The 18,453-nt window shown below is 53.7% G+C and carries 9 protein-coding genes; 5 read left to right on the top strand and 4 right to left on the bottom strand.

All coding sequences use genetic code 11. From position 1 onward, the window contains the following. Positions 1 to 43: 43 nt before the first annotated feature. Complete coding sequence (locus FYC48_RS23200) at positions 44 to 388, bottom strand: hypothetical protein (RefSeq protein WP_149499185.1); 345 nt, start codon at positions 386 to 388, stop codon at positions 44 to 46. 67 nt (positions 389 to 455) lie between these two features. After that, positions 456 to 1,622, bottom strand: coding sequence for a sialidase family protein (locus FYC48_RS23195; RefSeq protein ID WP_149499184.1), 1,167 nt, complete (start codon positions 1,620 to 1,622; stop codon positions 456 to 458). A gap of 342 nt (positions 1,623 to 1,964) precedes the next feature. On the opposite strand from FYC48_RS23195, the gene FYC48_RS28505 reads away from it, so the two are divergent. Beyond that, entirely contained in the window at positions 1,965 to 3,926 is a 1,962-nt protein-coding gene (locus FYC48_RS28505) for a BPSS1187 family protein (RefSeq protein WP_235034387.1), read from the top strand. Between the two features lie 547 nt (positions 3,927 to 4,473). Here FYC48_RS28505 and FYC48_RS23185 read toward each other — a convergent pair. Continuing rightward, positions 4,474 to 5,517 carry a lipase family protein gene (locus FYC48_RS23185; RefSeq protein ID WP_149499183.1) on the bottom strand — a complete coding sequence of 348 codons (1,044 nt, stop codon included), beginning with the start codon at positions 5,515 to 5,517 and terminating at the stop codon, positions 4,474 to 4,476. Positions 5,518 to 6,984: 1,467 nt separating this feature from the next. On the opposite strand from FYC48_RS23185, the gene FYC48_RS23180 reads away from it, so the two are divergent. Then, entirely contained in the window at positions 6,985 to 7,977 is a 993-nt protein-coding gene (locus FYC48_RS23180; RefSeq protein ID WP_149499182.1) for an alpha/beta fold hydrolase, read from the top strand. Positions 7,978 to 8,013: 36 nt separating this feature from the next. Further along, positions 8,014 to 10,707, top strand: coding sequence for a hypothetical protein (locus FYC48_RS23175; RefSeq protein WP_160149728.1), 2,694 nt, complete (start codon positions 8,014 to 8,016; stop codon positions 10,705 to 10,707). Positions 10,708 to 11,163: 456 nt separating this feature from the next. On the opposite strand, the gene FYC48_RS23170 is transcribed toward FYC48_RS23175, so the two are convergent. Then, positions 11,164 to 15,555 carry a protein kinase domain-containing protein gene (locus tag FYC48_RS23170; RefSeq protein WP_149499180.1) on the bottom strand — a complete coding sequence of 1,464 codons (4,392 nt, stop codon included), beginning with the start codon at positions 15,553 to 15,555 and terminating at the stop codon, positions 11,164 to 11,166. Positions 15,556 to 15,738: 183 nt separating this feature from the next. Here FYC48_RS23170 and FYC48_RS23165 point away from each other — a divergent pair, with 183 nt between their 5' ends. Together FYC48_RS23165 and FYC48_RS23160 are read left to right on the top strand one after the other, a co-directional pair. Next, positions 15,739 to 16,332, top strand: a complete 594-nt coding sequence (locus FYC48_RS23165) for a sigma-70 family RNA polymerase sigma factor (protein ID WP_149499179.1) — start codon at positions 15,739 to 15,741, stop codon at positions 16,330 to 16,332. Between the two features lie 278 nt (positions 16,333 to 16,610). Further along, a complete protein-coding gene (locus tag FYC48_RS23160; protein ID WP_200836683.1) occupies positions 16,611 to 18,260 on the top strand; it encodes a tetratricopeptide repeat protein in 1,650 nt (549 codons plus the stop codon). Positions 18,261 to 18,453 lie beyond the last annotated feature (193 nt).

Below are 18,453 nucleotides of genomic sequence, written 5' to 3'. Positions count from 1 at the left end.
CGGCAACCCCGTTGGAAGATCGAGCAAGCATCGACAACTCGATCTACCAAACATCGATCGACGGGGGAACCGAGTCGTCATCATCGGATTGGTTGCGGGTGATTTTGCCGTCCTCCACTCCGTCCTCTAAATCAATTTCACGCATCACAGTTTCGAATCGCTTGGGGTCAATCGCGCCGGATTCCCGCAGTGTCGTCAACAGCGTTCGGCACAAAAGCGCGAGTTCGCCGACCTGCTCCTCAAGTTCCTCGATACGAACCGACTGATCATCCAGTTCCCGCCGGTGGCGAAGTTTGTCGCGGCGGTAGTCTCGTGACGTCGTTCGCAGTGATTCAATATCGACCCGTTGCTTGTAATCGCTGTCGAACAGGAAGTTCCATAGATCCATGCGAAAGTTCCTCCGTCAATCAAGTGCGGTGCGGTGTATCATTAGCGAACGAGACTCTTGCTACCGGTCACTGAAACTCAGCGACCGGAACGATCGAAAACCGAATCGATTCATAAGGACTCTTCGATCCGGCTTCGTAAATCACACCGATGTGTTTGTAATCGATTTGTACCATTCCGCTGTAAGCCGCCGGCCCGGTATGCACGAGCGGCCCGTCCTGCCAATCGTCGGCGCCGGCACGCGAGAACCGTAATCGCAAGTCGCTACGCCCCGTCCCCGAAGGCCCATTGTCATCGGGACCACTGAAGACAACGACGTCTCCGACCGTTCGCAATAAACCGCACTGGACCACCGGAGGGTCTAGGACTTCAGCGGTGGGACGAAAATGTGGGTACTGATCGTGCCGACTTTCAAATGTCAATCCGCCATCACGACTCCACGCTTCACCGCGTGTTCCCGGTGCTTTCCCGTGTTGGTCTCGCGTATTGATGTAAAGCGTACCGTCGCTAAGTTCGACGACGGCGGTCTCGTTGGAATCCATCGTGTCTTCATAGTCATCGTCAATCGCACCGATTTCCCAGGACTGGCCGTGGTCATCGCTGTAAACCAAGTGAGCTCCCAAGGCACCACGATCTTTTCCGTCATCTCCGAGCCGATGGTCGGCGGGAATCACCAAACGCCCTCGGTGCGGTCCATTTTGAATTTGAATTGATTGAACAGGGCCCGTCGCATACCATCCCCACTCCTCTTTCTTGACGGACTGGGTGATCTCGCGCCGCTCGGACCACTGTTTTCCGTGGTCATCACTGTAGACCACGAAGACGCGATCGTTTTCAAGCGTGAACGGTAACCAAATCCGTCCGGGATGCTTCTCATTTAGCAAATCAACCACCGGTGCAGGATTACCGATCGTGATCGCCGGTGCGTCGTCGGCAAACAACGACCGAAAGTGATCGCTTTCTTGAATGACAACAAGCTCGCCCCAAGTCTTTCCACCATCAAGCGACGTTTTTTGGACGAGATCGATTTCACTCGCATCACCACCTTGTCGTGCCTCGGCGAACGCCAGCAAGTCTCCGTTCGCCGCGGCGATCACCGCCGGGATCCGGAAAACTTTGTAACCGTTGTCACCCGATCTAAAAATGGTTGTTGTCGGATACTCTGCCCGCACGGTTGCGGCGGTGAGCAGCAAAACAAGGCACGCGGCAGATGTCAGAACGTTAGATCGAAACATGAATCGTTGGGGTGGGAGCCATACGGGAGGACCGCCGCGAACTCATCGATCCAGAAGAACAATCCTGAAATCATCGCTCGGCGGTAAGGTTGGAAGTGACGCGTATTTTAGTCGCCTTTGCAGGCGCCGGGTGTGCCGGTTGGATTTAGCACTAACCTAAGTCCCACAAGCTGCTTTGTCGTGGAAAATCGGCGATCGGCTCCGCTTACCGGTACTTTCAGCTCTAAAGGGCGAATAAATTACGGTTCTGCGATATCGCTTACCTCCCAAACGACACTTGTGATACGCCTTCTTGTCGGCATCACATTGATCGTCGCGTGTTCTTTCCAACCTGCAAACCTCATGTTCAATCATCGATTTGTCTATTCGTGGCTGCTTAGCTTCACGATCGCTTTCCCCGTCTTGGCAACCGACGCAAATGCGGAATCCGCTCCTCCCGAAAAACATGTTCGCGTTCTAACGATCGGAAATAGCTTCACACGCAACGCGACCGAGTACCTCGATGATTTGGTAGCCACTGCCGGTTACAAACTCACCCACAAAATGCTGAACATCGGCGGCTCACCGCTTGAGCTACACGCCTCAAAAGCAATCGCGTTTGAAGCCGACCGAACCGATGCGACGGCTCGCTACAAGTCATTCTCGGGAAAGAGTCTGCAAGAGGCGTTGCAGTCCGAGCGATGGGACTTTGTCACGATTCAGCAACTGAGTGTCCGAAGTCATGACCTGACCACCTATCGTCCGCATGCCGATCAACTTGCCGCGATCATCCACCGCTATGCACCGCAAGCTCAGCTACTGATACACCAAACCTGGGCTTACCGAAAAGATGATCCCCGCTTCCGTGCCGCCGCCCCAAAACCCGGTGAACCGGCCAGCCAAAAAGAAATGTACGAAGGTCTCAGCGACGCGTACCGTACGATCACCAAAGCACTCTCGGCCAAACGCATTCCAGTGGGCGATGCTTTTTATGCCGCCGACAACAACGCGACCTACGGATTTCAGCCCGCGGACTTTGATGCGAAAACTGCGACACACCCGCAACTTCCCGATCAAACACACTCGCTGCATGTCGGCTATCGTTGGCAAGCACGCGATGGCAAAAGGGCCCTGCGGATGGACGGTCACCATGCCAACCTGGCTGGCGAATACCTTGGGGCTTGCGTCTGGTTCGAGTGTCTCTACGGCGAAAGCGTTGTCGGCAACTCGTTCGTGCCTCAATCACTTGACGCGGATTACGCCGCGTTCTTGCAAAAAACAGCACATCAAGCTGCGACCAGCGGTAACGACATCGCTCGCGGTGTCGCCAATGACGCGGTCCCGGCATTCCGAGACGACTCGCCCCAGCGGTACACGTTGAAAGTTCGCGCGAGCAAGCTCGATTCACGTGTCAAAGAGTATCCCGAAATCGGCTTTGTCTTCGGCACCGACAAGAAACCCGCCGACATGGAGTACGCATCGGTTGATACTCGCGTCGCACCGCAAGGCAAGTTGATGATTTGGCTGATGGGACACAACAGTGGCTTGTTCGAACGAGTCAACTCGTACGGCATCCACGCGATCGGTGTTAGTTATGCCCGCGGATGGTTCGGCAAGCTTTGCCGGCCACAACCGTCTGATGCGTACGCTCGGGGTCGCGTTCGATTGGAAGCGGCGACGGGTTTGGACATCAGTGACGAACTGGATTTGCAACTTCCCGACGGTGCCGCCGAACGTGCTCGCCAACTGGTACTGTGGTTAGCTAAAGAAAACCCACAAGGCAATTGGGATCAATTCCTCGCCGACGAAGGGTCACGATTGCGTTGGGACAAAATCATTGTCTCTGGTGCGTCGCACGGGAGTACGACCGCGGCGCGGTTTGCGAAACACCAGCGAGTGGACCGTGTCGTGATGCTTTGCGGACCACGCGACCAGGACCAAGACTGGCAGGGCTTGCCCTCTGCGACCCCCGCCAATCGGTTTTTTGGATTCACGCATGTCCTCGACGGTGGCTGGACCGGGGATCATTACTGCCGTTCATGGGAGCTATTGGGCCTGCATCAATTCGGTCCGATCGTCAACGTTGACCGGCAAGCTCCGCCGTACGAGAACACTCGCCGGTTAATCTCCGACGCCGACGTCGGTGGTGACGCCAAACGTGCACACTCATCGGTAACACCAGGCGGTTCTTCACCGAAAGCAAGCGATGGATCGCTGATGTTTGATCCAGTGTGGCGGTACCTCTATACGCACCCGGTCGATCAAGTTGGTGAACCGACCGAGGAGGATCCAAGCTGTGAACGCGTCCATGTAACCTACGAATGATCCGTGAACCGCACCACATCACCTGACTGCCAATCTCGTGTTGATGCTGCCGAGGTTCGTGGACATGTCGAGGGAAGTGCTCAAGGCATATTGACTGGAAAGTTCAAGTGCGTCGTCAACCTCTGACATTGGGATTAGCCGTATGGCGTTAGCCACGGTTCCTGCGCAATAACCGGAGCTAGCACCTGTCGGCTGAGAAGACGAACCCGAACATTTGGTCTAGGCGCGGCACGACGTCAATCGTCGCGTTTCAATTAGTTATCGGAACATGCCGATCGTTGGTCGATTGACTAAGAAGTGTGGAGGCCATAGTCGCCTTTTGCTCCGCAAAATTAGCGATCGCGTACGCGGCTTTTACGAGCATTGCATCATTGAATTCGAGCGTGTGACGTTGAATCTTCACAGCTCTCCAAATCATCGGCGGCTGCTCACGATTTACCCGCACCACGGTCATTTTCGATCGCGACTTCTGCCTGGTCTTCCCCGCCAGCCGACTCGCCCTTTTCTGCGGTGGCTAGGTCTCCAGCTATCATCAGGCGGCGATCGTCTAGATATCGGGTGTAGGGACGACGGCGATGGCCTGACTGCTTAAGTTTGCGTAGGTCAAAAGCAGATAAAGTGCGGTGTCGTGTGCGCGTGGATCGACTGCAGTCAAGAAGTAGAGCTCGTCCTCCAAACGCTCTTGGGATGGACAGAGCACCGCGTTCATCTCTGAGTCAAAGTACACTTCCATACTCGGCACGTGCACGTAGTCCCTGACGAGCGAAGCCAAATATGGGATGACGGATAAGTTGATCGGGTATCGCGGTACGGGATCCAAGTGGTTGTAGGTCCGAACACAAGTGATGCCGCTTGACGCGAGATCCAGGCAAAATTCGGCGTCACCAACGAGCGGGTTTGCGAACGCATAAAGTGCCGCGACATCGACTCCGTCACGTTCCAGCCGACTGGCCGTCAGTGTTGCCACCGCACCGCCCAAGCTGTGCCCGGTGATCAACACACGCTTGCCTGCTTTTGACGCCGCGTCGACTCTTGCCAGAATCTGGGCGTAGACTGTTTCAGCAGACATGGCAAACCCCATGTGCACACGGCCAGCGACGCCATAGTCGGATCCGTCAACAAGCAAGACGTTCGCGTCGGTGCCCCACCAATCGACAAATCCATCTGAAAACTCGGAACCCGAGAATGAGACGACTACGGTATCGTCGCTATAGGCGATAAACCCACGAGTGTCGGTCAAGAACGTTCGGTCGTAGAACATCTCCACTTTATTGAATCCCCATCGCCGCATGCCGGTCGCAACGCCTGTTTGGTGAAGCGAGATCACCAAGTCGTCGCGGTAACGAGAGTCAGCCCAGAAAGCGATATCGATGAACGTACTTGGGTTGGCGTAATAGCTTGCTTGGCAGGTCAGCATCCACTCCCACTCATCGATCGGCGAAGGAGTTGAATACCTGGCTAGATCGCGAACAGATGGAACGTATGGTCTGAGAGCAGTCACCTCTGTCGGTCGGTCTTGTCCGTTCGCAACTGCTCCGAACATGCAAAGAACTGCGATCGCAATCAATCCGTTAACTGGCTTTTGAGACATCGTTGGTACACCATTGGGAAGTTTTCAACAGCATCGCTGTCATCGCGTTCGATGTGGATCAGCTATGCCACAGGTGTACCGAGCGTGTCAACGCGCCGAGTGTTACAGTCTCTGTCGTACGATGCGACACTAAAACGAAACTCGCGGGCATTCGTCGCCGGAGTTACTTGCGAGCAATACCCTCCCCCAGTTCCACCGGCATTCAAGACGATGATGTTGCCTCCACAACCGGCTGCGTTCAACGCTCTTGTTGAACGAATTGATGCCGAGTGCCCTTGCTGTCGGCGGCAGTTTTTGCACGCGTAGCCTCGGCAGAGTCAAATTCGGGGGGCGTCTTCGCTAAAATCGCGGAGGTCTCGCCACCGATGTCTACCCGGGATTCCGCCACGAAACAACGGTTTGTCCAACCGATGCTTGTTATCGATCGCAGCTCGTTGCATCGGTCCGTTCGTGATGGGATGATTGAATGTCCTCGGAATGAAAACACTCTAGTTCACTCTGGCTCCCCTCACCCCCAGCCCCTCTCCCTCATCGTGAACACAAGTGGTGCTTGTGTTCACGATGAGGGAGAGGGGAGCCAGAATGAAAAGGTGCGCTGACCACTTGCACATAGCAGACTTCCGACGACGCAGAGGTTGCATCGACATCGGTTTTCTCGTCATTCGATGAACTCCTGGAGGTCGTGAGCACCGATGCAACTTGGGTTCGGTGAGTGCACAGAGATCGCTTGACAGCGCAAATGGAATCGTTGACTGACCAAATCAAAAACTGACGACTCGCAATTCTTCGCTGCCGCCCGGTTTCTCTGACCGGCGATGACTCGGAGACCATTCTGAACGGTGACCGAACCAAGATGTAGCTGGACGGCTAACGGCTGCAGCCATGCTGGGCTCATCCAAAACGCGACATTCGAAAACTGGTGAATCGAATGACCGACATGTTCGTCGCTTGAGACATGACGTGATGCGACAGAAACGATTTCTCTTCGAGCAGCAACGCCGGTACCGAGACGGCGAGGCTGCCAAAGTTTGGGCGGTCCAATTTGGGGCGAGTTCAACGACTTGCTGCGCGGCAAACTTAGCGGGTGCGTGAAACGAGCCGGACTTCTAAAAGAGATCTTGCTTGGCGAAGATCAGTGGTGAACGAACCCGAACGTGAAAGTGATTGAGCCAACCGTGTGACACGGCCGGGCGCGTGCTTCGGCCGGCAGTGATCTACCGTAAGCTGAGCTTCGGGACACAGATCCCAGAAGGAATCCGGTATCTTCACCACATGCTGAAAGTCTCGGAGACGTGTCGGCTGCAAAACCAAAATACTGATAAATACCTAGTCGAAACGCTGCATGCAAAGTTCAGTGCCTCGTCCGCTTTCCGCTCGAATAAACAAGGCCGGCTTCGCAGATTGTGCTACGATCGCGAGTTAGGGAGTCGTTGATAGGAAGTGGTAAGTTTTTAGTTTCGTGCACCGATGAATTTTCAAATGATAGACGACACGAACAAGGCATTCAGTCCAATGATCACGCGACGTGGTTTGATCGCCTTGGCAGCTGCCGCGCCGATGTTCGGATCGGACGATGCTCTGGGACAGAATCCTTCTGATTCAACTTGCCACTTCGCCGATGGCCGAAGACTCGGATACCGAATCTATGGTTCGCTAAAGGATTTTCCGGTTCTATATTTCCACGGAACACCAGGGTCCCGTCTGGAGGCGGCACTACTGGCTCCGTTTTGCAATGCGAACGGCGTCTGTTTAATCGCGGTTGACCGCCCGGGGATGGGAATGTCCACTTTTTCGCAACGGCATAGTCACGTGAGTTGGCCCAGCGATATTGCTCGGTTAATGGACCTGCTTACGCAATCGACCTCTTTCGATCGATTCGGCGTTTTGGCAATGTCGGGTGGTACTTCGTTCGCGCTCGCCTGTACCGCAGTGTTATCAAAAAGAATTACAGCGACCGCAATTATTTCGCCACGCACGCCAGGTGCCCCTGGGGTCCCCAAAGGCGTCCTAGACAATGCGCTGCAGCAAGCGGCAGCGTATCCGAGATTGGCCGAAGGCGTCTTACGACGCCAAATACGGCGAAGCCGACGTCATCCGAATGTGATGCCATCGCAATTCAAGAAGTTTGCTGCGGTGGATCGCAACTATATTCAGCGCAACGGAACTGTACTTCGTCAAGTGATCGCCGAAGCATCTCGCCACGGTACGCAAGGCATTGTCCACGACATGTCCTTGATGCGCTGGCCCTGGCAAATTTGTCTCCCTCGCATTGACGTCCCCGTAGGCCTGTGGATCGGAAACTGCGACTACTCGGCTCCGCCCGAAACGTTGCGTTTTCTGCATCGGAACATTCCGCGTAGCCAGGCAACAACCGTTCTTGGTGAAGGCCATTTCTCGATCATCGACATAGCGGTTGCTTCCGCGGCGATTTGGTTGAAGTCGAATTCTGCCGCAAAGTGACTTTCAGCTTACCAGAGGACAGCAAGGTAATCCCCGATGAGCAATGCCACATCCAACTGGAATCCCTCCACATTCAGTAAACATCATCCAAGGCTTGTAGGCTTCGTAGGATACCTGTCCACGCCATGCCTTGGGCTGGGAATGATCCTGGCATTGCATTGGTCGGCGATGGGGCGTGCTGAGTTCGACCTGAAAGCGATCGGCATGTCCGTCTTGACGACAGCTGATGCACAGGAACTGCGCAAAAGTTTATCTGGTGAAGACAAGGACTCAACGGGATCAGAGATTCTAAAACCTTTGACAGATCCACTCGGATCAAACAGCCCAGCATCGTCTACGAGTGATCCAGTGATTCTGTCGATCGAGCCAGCGATTCGTGACGCCTGGGTCTCCCTCTCGATGAGCGACCAAGGGAATTACGGGCGGGTCTTCGACGTGAAAGAGCGCCGACAAGCAAAATGGATCGACGAATGGGTCGAATACACAAAATGCCGCGTTTTCCTAGCGCGGCATGCCGTGGTCATCAGTTTTATGACGCTCGTTCCCTTTGGTTTTTTGGCAACAGCCCTTTTCTGCAGCGATGGCGCGTACCGTCGGCAAAATGACTTGCAACGACGCCGCAGCCCCAATGCATACCGTCGGTGGTTCCGAACGGGAGCGGGGATTCGATTTTTACTAGGCTGCGTGATTGCCTACTCGTGGTCCCTCCATGTTTGCCCCGATGGGCGATCCCTATCATTTGCAAAGGATTTTGTCACGTTCTGTACTCTGGGATATGGACCGACTGTTGCACAATATTTCCGACTTCAAAATGGGGAACTCGCTCCGATACTTGCCGGGATGCTTGGGTGGTATGTTCATCTATTTGCAACGACGCTGTATCGTTCTCGGCAAGGTGATGTGGTGAGTACTGGAATTCAATCGTTGATGGTTCAGCGATTCTTTCTAGTCATCGGTATCGCGATGGTCACACGATACGCATACTCTGGCGGTGAAGGTGCCGGCGCCATCCCCTTGTTTCTATTGTTTGTTGCCGGAGTATTCCCAACCACTGCGCTCCGATTCATTGGTGCTTTTATCGACAAGAGTATCTCGTCGGTGGAAGAGCCGGCGTCTCTGACCCAGCTTCCCATTATCCCGTTCTCCAAAGTATCACGTCTCAGTGAGGAGGGCATCAGCGATGTCGTCGACTTGGCGAATATGGATATCGATCGTATCGCCGACTTGACAGCCATTCGGAAAAGCGACCTTGCCCATTGGGCTGATCGAGCTAGGCTGGCGTCTGTTGTCGGAGCGAACGACTATGCTCAGCTTCGTACGCGATGTCGTACGGCATCAGAATTTCTAAGGCGAGTTTCGGATCCAACTTTTGTTGCCGAGTTGGAGAAGATTCAAATACGGAATCCCGAGGAACTGGCAAGGCTCATCCGGAAAGCATGGCCACTGATTGACATTAGCCCCGTCGTTTCGAAACCGTCGGAATTAATCGGCAGAAGCTCCGATGATACAAAGATACCATTGAGCTTTACCCGTGATTTCGAATTGAGGCTTCCATTGTTCAACGATAATTGTGCATGGCGACAATTAGTGGTTGAATCGCCCGAGAAGCCAAACCAGCCACGGAGATTGGAACAGATTCATTCGATTCTGGAACAATTCGATCAGAACTTCATCTACATCAACCATGACCAATTTACGATTCCCATCTTCCCGGTCGATCCCAACGGACGGACCAACGAAGTCACTCTAAAGACTTACTTCGGAGACTCTTGGCGTTCGTCTACATTGGCGGAGGAGCAAGATTGCGACCGCGACCTATGCCGCCTCCAGGGAATTCCGATACCCGCTGGACCGGTCCGCCCAGCGCTACCGTGCGGCAAAGATTCAGATGGCCATTTGGTATTGGTTGATCCAAAGAATCGGTTTGAAGTCGATTTCTTTGCCGCTTCGACGGTGATCGACAAAGACGGCGAGTCGTTGGGAAGTGGATTACCGGGAAACTCAATTCCGTATGCCGGTGTCGTTGACCGGTTTTCGCTAGACGGCGATGGTGCGCAGACGCCGCGCGACGACTGCCGCGCTCGAAACAGTGCGAGGGCAAGTGGCGTCCCGCTTCTGGCCGGATTATTGTTGCCCGAGGACTTTACACAAACCGATGAAATCGAACACGCGTTGGTCTTCGCGTTTCCCGGACTGAGAAGGATTTTCCCCACCCAGTCTGCCACGCCCGCTGACTATGTGTATCCAGCCAGCAAAACAGAATCTTCCGATGCCGTTCGTTCCCAATGGGCCCTCGGTGCGGGCGAACGAATCCGGCTTTCCGAAACGATTGGCGATAAGAATGGACAGATGATCGACGAGAGCAACTTGAGGCCCGTGACGCGACGATTCTTGCGTGCACTCAGGACCTATGGTGCATATCTGGTTGATGGATCGGGTGCTTTCACTTTCTATGCTGAAGACGTCTCAACAGCGAACTTGAAACTAGGCCGGGGTGACTTTCGCCGATTAGCGGGCGAAGATGTCGATGTTGATTCTCCTGATCGTTCGCAATGGAGTTTGCTGATGGACGCTCTGCTAAGCGACATTGAAACGATCCCATTTACTTATGAAGTCGATGGAGTTGTCCACTCCAATTTCGCTGTGGTCGCCGACGCGGAGATTCCCCCTGGATTCGAGCCGAAGTGCTCAATTGAGCAGATCAACCAATATTCCGCAGGAGAAATCTGAAGCTCGTTGTCAGTTTTTTTCTCGGCGCCAGCAGTCTCGCAGTCTGCGATTCCCGTCCGTAATTTGGACCACTTCGGCATTCGAGAAGAACGAGTCAAGGCACGCTGTTGCGTTGGGATCACCCCCGATCAGTTTTCCCCCGTGCTCCAGCGGACGATTGCTTGTCATCATTTGCGGCGAACGCGTACAAATTGCCCGCCGATACGGGTCAGTCACATTCATCGATGACAAAACGCCACCGAGGCGTCCAAGGTCGCTTTAAAACTTGCGTCGGGAATTGCAACCGAGGCAGGTCGCTGATACAGCGACCTGCCTCGGGCAGCTCAGAATTGACCTTAAACCAGAAGCATTTTACTGACTACGCTGGCTTGCTAACACGTATTTGATGAACTCATCTTCAGTCCAAGTGGACTCGGCGACACTTCATTAACCCGGAGTTCCGTTTGGAATCAGCGACTACCTCTTCTCGGGTTTCATCGCTACCGAACTGCCTGAGAGATTACGGACTTCGACCGCTTGGCCCGCTCGAACCAAAAAGTTCACCGAGATCGCGTGAGCCGAATCGGATCTAAGGATCTCTTGCTCGACCACATAGGTCTTGCTGATCGCCTGGGTCACTTGCTGGAGGTCAAGTCCTTTGACCGGCAACGGATCGATCAAGGGAAGCTGGATGGTGCCGTCATCTGAGACAGTCACAGGAATACCGGTCACCGGTGCCGCGGTTCCGGCCTGTAGAATCGGCGGGTCACCGGTTTGAGGCAACAAGCCAGGAATCTTCACTGCCAACGTATCACCAGGACTGACCAATCGTAGCTTCCGTTCCACTTCCGCTTGATAGAGATCGGTGGGACGTTGATTCAGTAATTGAACATCTTTCCCCAATAATGCTCCCGTCTGTAGGTACCAAACATGGAAAACAAGCTCACCTTTGGAAAGACGTGCAATCAGACTTTCCCAGCCTACTTTGGGCCAAACATTTCGTCCAAACAACGGTTTGCTGAACGTGACGTTCCTTTCCTCAATCGCATGATGCAACGCCGTGATTTCAGGCTTTGCGATCTCGACGAGTTCGGAAGTTGAATCATTCGAGAGGTCGATCAATAGGTTGAGAACAAGAACGATGACATTGGTTGGTTTTTCATCGCTCTCACGCGAGTCACCCTCCAAGATGTCAACGTCACCAAATCGAGGTTCTCCCATTTTATACCTACTCGACAACGACTCGATCTCGCTGTAGACGCTGGGGTTTTTCGCCGCCGCATCAAGACGGTTTCTCAATTCGTCGATCAAAGCGTTCTGTTGCGGCGAACTCAATTCGGGAATCGATTCGACGCCGGAAATAATCACCGCCAAAGCTTGGCAGTCGTTTGATTCCGGATCATCGGAGGTGTTCTTCAGTTCTGCGATCGCTTTCTTAAGAATCGCCAAACGCATCGGTAATCCGAATCGGCCTTCGCCATCCATGTCGAGCCGCCGAACCAGCCAATAATCGCTGCCAAGATGTTCATATGCTTCAAGATGGTCAATTACCCGCTCCTGGCACGTGACACTGGTGCGAGTCGTTTCGAAGAGCAGAGAATACAGCATCCACAATATCGACGCCGTCTCCTGGTTGTTGATCGAGTCGGACTGACCAATGGCTTGATCGCACCAACGCAACAATGGTTCGAGTTTCTCCGGATCCGAACAACTGAACCCTTCAATCTTGGAAAAGTTGGCGACTCTTAGCAATTTAATGCGATTGTCGTCACTTGAACTCTCCAATACGCGGACGTAGCTGGCGATGAAGTCATCACCTGTCGCACGATTCAACAGCTCAAGTACGGCACTCGTCGGAAGAGCATGTATTTGTTTTGAAAAGTAATTTTCGACGAGTGTTGCCGCGCGGGACAAGTAACGTTCAGGCATGAATTCTACCAGCACATTGATCGCACTGGCCTGCTCCTGATCGGTTCCAAATTCCAGTTTATCCAATGCACCATCAACTTCTTTGGCGATATCAGCCGGAAGTCGTTCATCAAATCTCGCGAATAATTCGGTGGCATTCTTGCCAATCAAAAAGCCGGATTGCAAATAGACGACACGCGGATACAGCAGCGATTTTCCAGGACCTTTCGTAACAATCGACCAAGAGAAGTTCTGCGGATGACGCAATGCATTCCGCAACGAATCCTTTCCATGAAGGGGGGTTTCTCGAAAAGCCTCATGGAACTTGGATAGCGGCGAACTCAATGTCTCCTGCAAGTTTGCCACGTCGATGAGGTTCAAGACCGCGACGAAGTTGTTAACACGCGGTTCCGTCGCCTCCCCAAAGTGACCGAGCGGCGTGAGCGGGGCGGCAAAGTCCCACAAGGCACGCGGCACCAAATACTCAGCGAGCGATCTGGTTGGAGTGTCTGCGGCTTTCGAAAGGAAGTCAGCAAGGTGACTCACGACCTGTTTCCGCTGTTCAGAATCAAGTTCCAGGTGGAATTTAATTTGGCTTCGAATGAAGATGGCAGCTTGCGTAACCAGTTGATTGACTTGCTGTTCGCTCGTTAACACCTCGATCGCGCGACGAGTTACCTCGATGCGGATTGGCTCACAAGTCATCACGTACTTCAAAGGTCGCGCTGCCCTGTGAAGATACCTGACCGGATAGGCGAGCCAAAATTGCTTGTTCGTCAATGTCTCGATTGATTTCAGTCGTTCGACGACTCGCTTTTGAAACTCCAACGCATCGCCGCCGGCTGCAAAATCGGCAAGACCCCGCAGTAGAAAGGCCGTTTCGTCAGCCAACTCGGGCGAATCGCTCAATAGCAAACCCGCAATCACTTCCAGAAATTCGTCGTACTGCTCGGCACCATTGATCTCGATGATTCGGAGTTCATCGAATGCAGATCGCAAGAACAACAGTTTGGTTTCTTGGCTGTCCAACTGCTTGATGATGTCGGCAGCGACTTGATAGAACTCCGATCCGGTGCAAGTTGCCAGAGGCTCGATCGCCGAGGTGTAAAACTCGCGGCGTTTTCCCTCCAACGAAACGAGAAATTCGATCAAGGGTTCTTCAATCACTTCTCGCAAGCTTTCGTCAGCCAACGAGTTGATCGCATGGATGGTGCGCGACACCTCCTTCGGATTGCGTTCGAACTTCAGTCTCCGCAGCCACGTGTCCAACGTCTCGCCGTCGTAGACAACTTCGTTCAGCCGAGGATCTTCTGGTGTCGCTTCGGCGATCATGCGATCAGTTTCTAAGGCGTTCTCATCCGAATCCGGCTCGCTTGCCTTCCTTACGATCGTGGCCACGACCGTTTCACGGTTACGAATCGAGAAGGTCTTGTTCGTGACTCCAAACGAATCGCTGGGCGCGTCGAGTGTGATCTCATACTTTCCGGCTTGCAGCCGAGTCACCTTGGTTCCCGGTTCGATACGCAGTTCATCAATCTCGGCGCGTTGACCTTGTGAGTCAACTGAAACAATCTTGACTTGAACGTCGGCTTCCGAGTCGATTACCAGTTGCCCTTTGCGCAGTTCAAGAACCATCATGATTCCGCCGAACAACATTGCCGAAGCGGTCGCGAGAAACAACCAAAACAGTCCGCGACGGCCGGTGTTTGACTGATCGCCATTGGACTGTGAAGCAGCGACGGTTTGAATCGGTACGAGCTGTTCCGAATCCGCCAAATTCCTCTGCAGGACCGGACTGACAACGAAACTGTCATCAGCAACGGCGGGCTTCGACCGAGCACGAATGAGCAGGCTGACAAGATCCGCTGGTTCCGCGAAAGGCTCAAGCAATTCCGCCGCGTGGGTTGCACTCGCGGGACGCCCGGCCGGATCGCCCGACAACATCGAATCGACCAGTTCGCCCAACGCCTCCGGTACGTCAGGTCGCAGCGAACGTAGTCTTGGCGGTTTGTGAGTCGCGAGCAGTCGCAATTTTTCCAGCGGCGTCAGGTTCGGTGCGGCAGCCAACGGAGCTCTTCCGGTTAACAAGCGAAACAGCGTTGCCCCCAGCGAATAGAGATCGGCGCGATAGTCGACCGCTCCACCACGTTCGGCTTGCTCCGGCGCCATGTAGTCAAGCGTGCCCATCAACTGGCCAACCGTCGTGATTTCGGCCGATCCCAAATCCCAGAATCCAGTTTGAGCCAATCCGAAATCCAGAATCCGTACGGCCCCGTCGGTATCCAGCATCAGATTCGAAGGTTTAACGTCGCGATGCACGATCCCTTTTTCGTGTGCATGTGCTAAACCGATAGCCGTTTGCCGAATGACTTCGCAGGCATCAGCGATGGTGAGCTTTTCTTCGGCCCGGCTGATGCAACTGAGATTCACCCCGTCGATCGCATCCATCACCAAGAAATGAATGCCTCCTTGCTCACCGGCATCGGTGGTTCGCACGATTGCGGGGTGATCGAGTTTTCCTGCCGCCCGCATCTCTCGTTGAAACCGCGCGACAAATTCCGGATTTTGAGCGGGCAGTGCGGGAAGTAGTTTTAACGCAACCTGCTTATCTAAACTCTTGTGCCGAGCCAGGTAAACGGCCCCCATGCCTCCGGTCCCTAACCGAGAAAGCAATTCGTACTGCCCCAACTCGGACGGCATCAGCTCGTTTAAGATCTCGATTGAGTCTGACGTCGGCGACGAGTCTCTATCATTGGACTCACCGAAGCCAGAATTCACCGGCAAATTCGCTTGCAACAACTCGACCAGCGTGTCCGGTTCGGTTTCCAATTCGGTTGCCGTACGTTCGCAATCCTCGCAATCCTGTAAATGCTGGGCCACGCTATCGGACGAAGTAGCATCCAACTTCCCCGATAAATAGTCTCTTAGTTGGTCCGGCGGCGGACAAAGGGTTGTTTGCATCTCCGGGCTCCTCGCTTCATTATGATAACACGTCGGTCACCTAATGAATCGATTCAGGCGTGACAGCACTTTTTCGAATCATGGAAAAACAAATTCGCTCTTCGAAGGCCGCATCGTACCTTCAGGACCAGAACGTGTTCCAATTTCAGCCTTCACTTGACAATTCGACCAGCGAGTTAATCCATGCCTGAATCCAGTCTTTCCGGAGTGACGCGATTGAGTCTGCTTTCGCGGATTCGTAGTGATGATGGTGTCGCATGGACGGAACTAGTCGAGTTGTATTTGCCATTGGTTAAGTTTTGGTGTCGCCGACAAGGTATCGCTGAAAACGATCTCAGCGATTTGACACAGGAAATCTTCTTCGCCGTCTCGCGTTCAATCGAACGTTACCGTCCCACGGGCAATGGTGGCAGTTTTCGTGCGTGGCTATGGTCGTTGAGTCGGCACAAAATAATTGACTTTCTGCGGCGGCAAGAACGATGTCCGGTCGCAAAGGGCGGAAGCACCGCGATGCAGCTCGTCCAAATGATTCCGGAGGAAATCGACGAGAGTGACCTGTCGGAACGGATCGAGTTCAATCAACTGATCCACCGGGCGTTACAGCAAGTTCGCACCGAGTTTGAGCCTCGATCTTGGCAAGCGTTTTGGCGGACCACCATCGATGGATTAACCGTGTCAAACGTTGCCGACCAGCTTGAGATGAGCTCGGCGACCGTTCGGCAACATCGCTCTCGAATCCTTCGTCGGCTTCGTGAACAACTCGGTGAGGCGGAGTAAAACCAGCGCATCTGAACAGCGTTAGATTTGTTTCGGAAATTGACGCTGAAGGCGGTTTGCGGTTGAAACGTAATGGTGTCCTTTTGCTAATCAAAACCAACCGCAAACTTGTTGCTGCGATATTCAATAGGCCGCATTGATCTGCGGTCATCGAATGCGAGAATACTCTGATGGTTTCCTAGCGGATGTGCCCCGTCGCGGTTCGCGTGTAAGTTCTTAATAGCCGATCCGATCAGTTCGGTTCGACTGCCTGTTGGTTAGATCCAGGAGCATTGAAAATGAAAGCCGTAGTTCTTTTGTCAGCGATGACTTGCTTTGGATTCCCGTGCATTACGGTCGCGCAGGCTGTCCCAGCGGACTCAATAAAAGACGGGTACTACGACCTCGGCGGCTTTCACTACAAGGTTTCGACAGACTCCGCCGACGCGCAAAAATGGTTTGATCGTGGGCTGGCTCAGTGCATTGCCTTCAATCATGAAGAAGGTGCACGCTGTTTTGAGCGGGCGATCGAGTACGATCCTGCGATGGCGATGGCTTACTGGGGGATGGCATACGCTTGGGGCCCCAACATCAACAACACGGAAATCGAACCGCACCAAATCGCCGAGGCAAATCTCGCAATTCGCCTCGCCCAGTTACATTCGACAGATTCCACCCCGTTAGAGAAAGCGATTATCACCGCATCTGCGAGTCGGTACGCGGCGCCCGTGCCAGAGGATTATGAGCCACTTAATCGGGCCTATTCGAATGCAATGCGAGACGTCTACGCGAATCACACCGACGATCCGTTAGTTGCCTCTTTGTTTGCCGAATCGCTGATGATCCTGCGACCATGGAAACAATGGGACGCTGACGGAACGCCGGCACCAGAAACGCCGGAGATCGTCAACGTTCTCGAAAAAGCCCTCGAGACCACACCAAACTTTGCCGCGGTCAATCACTTGTACATTCATACGATGGAGGCCTCGCCCACGCCGCAAAAAGCACTCGACGCTGCAAACCGGCTCCGGAACCTGATGCCAGGGGCCGGCCATCTCGTGCACATGCCATCGCACATTGATGTGTTGCTCGGCAACTATGAAAGCGTCGTCCAAACCAACCTGCGAGCCATTGAGATTGACAAGGCAGTTTTGGAACGCCAGGGCAGCATGAACTTCTACACCTTCTATCGGATTCACAACTATCATTTTGTCGTGTACGGCGCTATGTTTCAGGGGCAAAGCAAGATCGCGATGAAAGCGGCAGAAGATCTTGTTGCGCAAGTTCCGGATCAGTTGCTACGTACTCAGACTGATTTCTTGGATGCGTTCATGCCAATGAAATTCCACGTTCTAATTCGGTTCGGTCGCTGGGAAGACATACTCACTGAACCGGAGCCAGCCGACTACTTGCCAATGAGTCGGTCGGTACGGCACTATGCAAGGGCATTGGCGTACGCTGCGACCGACCGAATTGATGATGCGGAAGTCGAGCAAGCTCTGTTGTCAGATACCAGGGCGCAAGTCCCCGAGACGAGCGTCCTTTTCAACAACAGGTCTCGCGATATCTTGGAGGTCGCAGAAGCAATGGTTGCCGGCGAAATAGCGTATCGAAAAGGCAATTTTGACGAGGCGTTCCGACAGCTACGAAATGCGGTCAAGCTTGACGATGCGATGAACTACGACGAACCATGGGGCTGGATGCAACCGGCGCGACACGCGTTGGGTGCGTTACTCATTGAACAACGCCACTATGAGCAGGCCGAGCAAGTTTTTCGAGCGGACCTCAAGAAGCACCCAAGAAATCCTTGGTCGTTAAACGGGCTTGCCGAGTGCTTGATGGAGTTAGGGAGAAACGATGAAGCAACCACGATACGAAACCAATTCCTCTCGGCAGCCAAGCAAGCGGACGTAACGATCGATCGTTCATGCTTTTGCCGGCTTGAATAACACGGTGTCAACATAAGTGGCTCGCGGCCTGAGGACCGATACAAGCTACGCCATTCGGACGGTGTTGAACCTAGCGACTGAATTCGATTGTCGGTCGACGAGATATGATCGAAAGTCGTGTTCTTGATTGAATGAAAAAAGGCGGCGTATCCTGTTGAAACTATCACCCTTCAACGGCCCAACGCGGGCACAA

The organism is Roseiconus lacunae, assembly GCF_008312935.1.
Taxonomy (GTDB): domain Bacteria; phylum Planctomycetota; class Planctomycetia; order Pirellulales; family Pirellulaceae; genus Stieleria; species Stieleria lacunae.
Note: the sequence above shows the minus strand (reverse complement) of the source record. Positions and strands in the feature narration are given on the sequence as shown.